The organism is Vagococcus allomyrinae, from assembly GCF_017829975.1.
GTDB lineage: Bacteria > Bacillota > Bacilli > Lactobacillales > Vagococcaceae > Vagococcus_D > Vagococcus_D allomyrinae.
Window position 1 is genome coordinate 1 of record NZ_JAEEGA010000038.1, and the last position, 6,517, is coordinate 6,517.

The 6,517-nt window shown below is 41.4% G+C and carries 7 protein-coding genes; 3 read left to right on the plus strand and 4 right to left on the minus strand.

From position 1 onward, the window contains the following. Positions 1-580: 580 nt before the first annotated feature. From I6N95_RS26805 to cysK, 3 genes are all read right to left on the minus strand, one after another. Positions 581-1,015 (minus strand): Fur family transcriptional regulator, encoded by a 435-nt coding sequence (locus I6N95_RS26805; protein WP_209533233.1) that lies wholly within the window; start codon positions 1,013-1,015, stop codon positions 581-583. Between the two features lie 74 nt (positions 1,016-1,089). Then, complete coding sequence (locus I6N95_RS26810; RefSeq protein WP_209533236.1) at positions 1,090-1,632, minus strand: GNAT family N-acetyltransferase; 543 nt, start codon at positions 1,630-1,632, stop codon at positions 1,090-1,092. A gap of 120 nt (positions 1,633-1,752) precedes the next feature. Then, positions 1,753-2,676, minus strand: a complete 924-nt coding sequence (gene cysK, locus I6N95_RS26815) for a cysteine synthase A (protein ID WP_209533238.1) — start codon at positions 2,674-2,676, stop codon at positions 1,753-1,755. 351 nt (positions 2,677-3,027) lie between these two features. Between cysK and I6N95_RS26820 the strand changes: the two genes are divergently transcribed. Then, positions 3,028-3,936, plus strand: a complete 909-nt coding sequence (locus tag I6N95_RS26820; protein ID WP_209533240.1) for an LPXTG cell wall anchor domain-containing protein — start codon at positions 3,028-3,030, stop codon at positions 3,934-3,936. A 43-nt stretch (positions 3,937-3,979) separates the two neighbouring features. On the opposite strand, the gene I6N95_RS26825 is transcribed toward I6N95_RS26820, so the two are convergent. Next, positions 3,980-5,104 (minus strand): HAD family hydrolase, encoded by a 1,125-nt coding sequence (locus tag I6N95_RS26825; RefSeq protein ID WP_209533242.1) that lies wholly within the window; start codon positions 5,102-5,104, stop codon positions 3,980-3,982. 244 nt (positions 5,105-5,348) lie between these two features. On the opposite strand from I6N95_RS26825, the gene I6N95_RS26830 reads away from it, so the two are divergent. Together I6N95_RS26830 and I6N95_RS26835 are read left to right on the plus strand one after the other, a co-directional pair. Next, positions 5,349-5,804, plus strand: a complete 456-nt coding sequence (locus tag I6N95_RS26830; RefSeq protein ID WP_209533243.1) for a hypothetical protein — start codon at positions 5,349-5,351, stop codon at positions 5,802-5,804. 166 nt (positions 5,805-5,970) lie between these two features. After that, entirely contained in the window at positions 5,971-6,333 is a 363-nt protein-coding gene (locus I6N95_RS26835) for a VOC family protein (RefSeq protein ID WP_209533244.1), read from the plus strand. The last annotated feature ends 184 nt before the right edge of the window (positions 6,334-6,517 follow it).

Consider the following 6,517-nt stretch of genomic DNA (forward strand, 5'->3'; position numbering starts at 1 on the left):
TGTCAACAACTTTTTTAATTATTTTTCAAAAGTTTTTTTCAGCTTGTTGAAGTGGTTTAGCTCTTCATCAGCAACTCAATTAGAATAACATAAGTTAGTTGACGTTGTCAACAACTTTTTTAAAAAAGTTTTATGCGGTTTTTCTCGTTAGTCACATCTCAGCGACATGTAATAATATACCAAGTCTCAGAGGAAATTGCAACTATTATTATCAGTTTTTTGACAAAAAAATGCAAATGCGAATAATCCCTTAGAAAAGATCTTTTTCCTTCGTAATCCTCACGCTTTCCCCACTGTTACTCTTTCGATTATTTGGCTCTCCTTTCTTCCTCCCATTCGCATTTAAGCAGCGATTTTAAAATAACACCTTCATTTTGATTATCAGCTTGTTGATCTGACTAATTAAGCAGACTCCCCAGAATCCCCAAGAGTAGCTTGAATAACGAAAGAGTCAATCTTTTTTCTGAATGACTGGGCAGTCCCTTCAACCAACGATACCACAAAAACACCCGACTGTTCGGCATAAAAAAGCCCCTTCCTTTTTGACAAAAGAAGGGGCGACACAATTAATGATAAGCTGTTAGGACATTTTACTTTGACAATCAGGACAAATACCGTAAAGTTCCATCCGATGCTCATTGATCTTAAATCCTGTCAATTGCTCCGTGGCAGCCTCTACATCTTCAAGACCTGGATAGTACGTGTCAACAATCTTGCCACAGCTTTCGCAAATAGCATGATAATGTCGTTGAGAACTAAAATCAAAGCGGCTTGAGGCATCGCCATAAGCCATTTCTTGGACAAATCCTATTTTAGTAAATAAACGCAAATTGTTATAAACAGTTGCCACACTCATACTTGGAAAGCGTACAACTAATGATTTGTAAATCTCATCGGCAGTTGGATGGGTGTGACTTTCAATTAAATATTCTAAAATAGCATAGCGTTGTGGGGTGATCCGAATATCGGATGCTTTCAATTGATTAATCGCTTCTTCTACTTTTGAATGAGCCATAGCATTCCCTCCATTTCCTATTATTACTACTATCATACTATTTTTTTCGACTTATTTCAAGGAACTATTCCTAACTAACAATGATTCTTAACTGTTAGGGGATGCCATTCTGTCCGCAGACAACCGAAATGCAAGGCATCATAGTAGATTCCTTGATAATAGCGAACAGCCCGCAACCGCCCCTCCAATTGAAAGTTAAGCTTCTGGGCGACCTTAGCCATCCCGGGATTCCCCGACCAGGTGGTCAAGCCAATGCGATGAATAAGTGGTTCCTGCTGAAAAATCCGATCAACCCATAAAGAGAGGGCTACTGTAGCATAGCCCTTGCCCCAGTTGGCTTCATCAAAGATGGCAATGCCGACTTCCAACCAGCGGGTAGCCTCATCAATCCAGTAATAATTGACCGCCCCACAAATCTTTCCTTCTATATATACGCCGTTTACTTGTGCGGAAAGAAAAAAGTCGCTTTCGGTTAATTCAAATCGTTCCAATGTTAAAGGGTGATAATCATGCAGAAACGGGGCATCGTACCTAACCCAGGCTGGCTGCTCCTCCTTGTAACTAATCTGCCATAAAGCGGCTAATTCAGATTCAGTAATCGGTCGCAATTCAAGCATACGTTCCCCTCCCAGAATTTCTTCGATACTGGATTAGTTTTACTATGCCAGTACGACAAAAAAAGAACAGAGCACAAGCTCTATTCTTTATAGTTTACCATACTTATGAAAGAAAATGACTTAGTTTTCGTATAAAGCAGTTGATAAATAACGTTCACCATTATCAGGGACAACCGCCAATACTTTTTTTCCAGTCCCTAATTCTTTGGCAATGTCCAAGGCGACTTTAATGGCCGCACCAGCTGAAATCCCAACTAACAGGCCTTCATTTTCCGCGACTAAGCGCCCCGTTAAAATCGCATCCTCACTGGAAACTGCAATCACCTGATCATAAGCTGACGTATCTAAAACCTTGGGGACAAACCCTGCGCCAATTCCTTGAATTTTATGAGGATGGTGTTCTTTTCCTTGCAGCACTTGAGACTCTTCCGGTTCAACCGCATAGATCTTTGTTTCAGGATGAGCCGCTTTTAAGACATGACTGACGCCAGTCACAGTCCCACCAGTCCCAACACCTGCAACAAACGCATCTAAAGGCGAATCAGCAAAAGCCGCCACTATTTCTTGCCCGGTTGTTTCTTCATGAATTCGAGCATTCGCCGGATTATCAAACTGTAACGGCATAAAAAAGTGAGCTTGGTCTGCTAGTTCTGTCGCTTTAGCAATTGCCCCTTTCATTCCTTGAGCTCCAGGAGTCAATACTAGTTCCGCGCCGTAAGCTTTCATAATTTTTTGACGTTCGACACTCATCGTATCAGGCATCACAATGATCGTTTTATAGCCCTTCGCTGATGCGACCATGGCTAACCCTACCCCAGTATTTCCACTCGTTGGTTCCACGATGGTATAACCAGCCTTTAGTTGGCCCTCTTTTTCTGCTGCTTCGATCATGGCTAAGGCAATTCGATCTTTGACACTCCCACCAGGATTAAAAAACTCTAGTTTAACATAAACATCGGCACTGCCAGCAGGCACTAGGCGATTCAATTTCACGATAGGGGTACTGCCAATTAATTCTACTACTGAATTTACAATTTTAGTCATTTTAGTTTCCTCCATGTCTGATTGTGAGTAAGTCCCTTTTTAAACTATCTGTCGAAGCCTTAACACCCAACAATTGATCGAGGAAAAATGGCTGATAAACGATTAATTCCCATGTCATCCATCTCCTTACTTGAATTAGCAAATCGCTGTTATTAGACATACTAACCTAAAATAAGTTAGATTGCTACTAAAAACCTCTCGTCAGCCGTTTTTTTTCAACTAAAGGTTAGGTAAAACTTAAGATACAACCTCTGCCGATTATTTTAGTTGTAATTTCAGGCAAACATGTTACAATTGTTACAACAAGGTTACCGACATATTAAAACCTTGGAAGAAAGGGGAATGACTCCTATGAACAAAATACTGATTCTGACAGTCGGCCTCATTACCACCTTATGCTGGTCTTCCGTAACCTCTTTTGCTGATGACACGAGCAGCTCCAGTCAAGCAACTTTAATCGAAGAAACCAGTAGCTCGTCAACGTCTGCTTCAACTAGCGATTCAACCAGCGACACGTCCAGCGAATCGACCAATTCTGACAGCTCGACGACAGCCACGACTGACACAACCACTATTAGCGAAACTACCATTCGCTCTTTAGCCGGACATGACGACTCCAGTTATGGTAAATTTACCAAAGGGACACCTGTTACCGCTGAAGATTTTAAATCAGTGATTGAAGCAATTGAAGCATTTAAGCTAAAAAGTATCTCTTTTATTGACGGACCACCGGCCATGGATCAGGCCGGCTTAACAACGGTCAATTTCTTGCTTGTAACCAATCAAGATGAGACCATCAAATACAGCTATAGTTTTTTGACAAAAAACAATGAAGCGACAATCAAAGTAACAGATATCAAGTTTGACTCAGAGAAAAATTTGCTTTCTTTTAAAACTGATCCCAGCTGCGTGGCTTACGTCACTGCGGATATTGACAAAGGAACTGCTGAAATCTACACTCACGAAGACGGGATCGTCGCCCGTCAATATGACGCAAAACCCAACCAGATTCAAATCATTGTCCTAGATTTAAAAGGCAATTACAGCGACATCATCAACTTTGATGTGACGGCAAATGACGTTTCAAAAAATGAGACCGAACCTGAAAAATTGACGAACGTCCAAAATAAAGCTGAAAAGGTCAAAAACGATCGTGACAAACTGCCCCAAACTGGCGAAACAATTGCCAAGTACGGCTTGGCCGGTGGCATCGTCCTAGTTCTAGCAACTAGCCTCATCCTTTATAGACGCCGTCAGTAAAAAAAGAAGTGCCTGACTTAAGCCTAAGTCGGACACTTCTTTTTTATGGCATTAACAAGATCGAACCTGAGGCTTTACGATACTCCCCCATGACTTCATCTCGCCCTTGGACAAAGAAACGTTGACCTTCTGTTGTCGACGTCGCCACTGCCGATTCTACAAGACTCCCAATCTTCCCAGCTTTATGACGATTGATGATCAAGGCAATCTCCGTATCAGAAAAATCAGATAACATGGCAACATCCCCATCACTGTCACCAGCTACTAGAATCGGCCCCCGATGTTGATGCATTACTTCAATAGACTCTTTGATGGTCGCCGTTTTTCCTACACCTTGAGTTTGAGCAACCCCAGTAGCTAGCTCCGGCAACATCTTGCCCCCTTGTTCCTTTAAACGCATCCCATAAATTTGACTTTCAGGCAAGCCATAGCCAAATTTGTCGCTAGTTGCAAATGGTAAGATCACCTCTCGATTTGAGGCTGAGACAATATAGACCTTTATGCCCTTCTCACTAAAGGTTCTCATTAACTGCTGAATTTCCGGAATGAGGCGGATCCCTCTTTTGAACTGAATGCTAACACTCCCGCTTTGACTAACATAATCTCGAGGACTGCTCCAAGTCTCGTAGGCCAAGCTCGCCACTAACTCTGTTTTTAAGGTTTTTCTCACCAAATAGTGAATCTCCTCCGCCGTCTTCCCACCTAAGAAATAAGTAACCCAAGGATAACTGATATCGGCCGAAAAAGAATCGCCAATGGCATCATACAAAAAGCGAAATTTAGCAATAAATTCCTGATATGCCAGGGTCTCTTTGGCCCTCACTAACCAATCTTCCTCAGGAGGTCCTACTTGATACAGGGCCTGATAGCTCGACACGATATCAGCTGCCAGCACTACAGCATTTAGAACCTGCCCTTCTGCATTAGCCCACTTAGCATTAAAGGGCTCAGCCGGAATCCCCTTAACTAAGGTTTCCCCTAGTTCTTCAGGGGTCAAATCAAATGCTAACTCTCGGAGCTGATAATTAAAGACCGCCTCACCAATATCATTGATAATACAGGTGTTATCCCAATCAAATACGACGTATTGCTGTTGATGTTGATACTTATCAATTAGTTCCGTTAATCGACAATAAATAGACTCTTCCCAATTTCCCTTTATTAACACACCGTCACCCACTCTCTATAAAACTAGTATAACAAGTCCGCCATCCTGATGGTAGAACTTTAATGTAAAGTTTTGTCACAAGGAGTAGGCAAATTAAACTTTCCCTTTTCCCAAAAAGGATTTCCTTCATAAACTGGGGCAGTAAATTATCAAAGCCGTTCTTTTTTTGTTATACTCAGTGAGGTGACTCAACGTCAATCTCATTCTATTAAAAAATAGACCAGAAGCCAAGGAGGCAAGACTCATGAAAAAAACGCTGATTGCAATCGCTGTAATTGTCGGATTAATACTCGTCGGTTACTTAGGAAATATCGTCTTAATGGCTGTGGGAGGGTCAGTTGGCAATAAAATTATCGAGGCGATCCCAGAAAAAGACCAGTACTTTACAGCAGACCAAGAAACATTTGTGACGCAATTAAACGGCAACTGGGTTCAGGAAACTGATACTAAGCAAACCGCTCCCATGACAATTAAATCGACAAAAGAAGATCTCACCATCATTCAAACAGGTGAAGATTATCTCGTTTACCCAGCCAAACATGTCAAAATTACTAAGCCAGCCTTTACATTGTATAACCTTGGCCAAAAACCAAACATGGATTTGGAACTCGTTGATTCAAATACGTTACTAGTTCCTAATTTAAATGCCACCAACGATACTCAGCCAAGCGAGCCTGTCATTTGGAAACGACTTAACTAACTAAAAACGTCTGATGGAAAGTAAATTCCACAGGCGTTTTTTATTTCTGATATTCTTAACTGATGGCTCTCATCTTAAAAAACTAACATTCTCACACGCCCCCCTTGACTACACGAACAAACATTCGTATACTTGGTTTATTAAAAGATAAAGGATGTGTTTTACAATGATCGATCATTTTGGTATTAATGTCAGTAATTTAGAACAAAGTAAAGCCTTTTATCAAGCTGTCTTAGCCCCGCTCGCAGGTGGCCTACAACACGATTTTGATGTCACTGTCTGTTTTGGTAAAAACGACGGCACTGGTAGTAGCCTTTGGTTAGTAGAAAAAGAACCGGCTCCGATTCACATCGCCTTTAAAGCTCCTTCTCAAACAGCCGTCGACGCTTTTTATCAAGCTGCCCTAGCCGCTGGTGGAACTGACAATGGCGCTCCTGGTTTACGTCCCCAGTATCATCCTAATTATTACGGCGCATTTGTTTATGACTTGGATGGTTATAACGTCGAAGCCGTTTACCACGGTGACTAAAGCAGCGTCTTCTTTTTATAAAAAAACAGCTCTTCCATAGATAGGATGAGCTGTTTTTTAAGGCTGTATAATTTATGGTGTGGATGAGAAAAAATCATTCACACCTATTTTAAGGCAAAAAAATAGAAACATATGATTATTTCCGATAGAATGAAGTCGTCGAAAACCCATCCAGAGAGGAAAA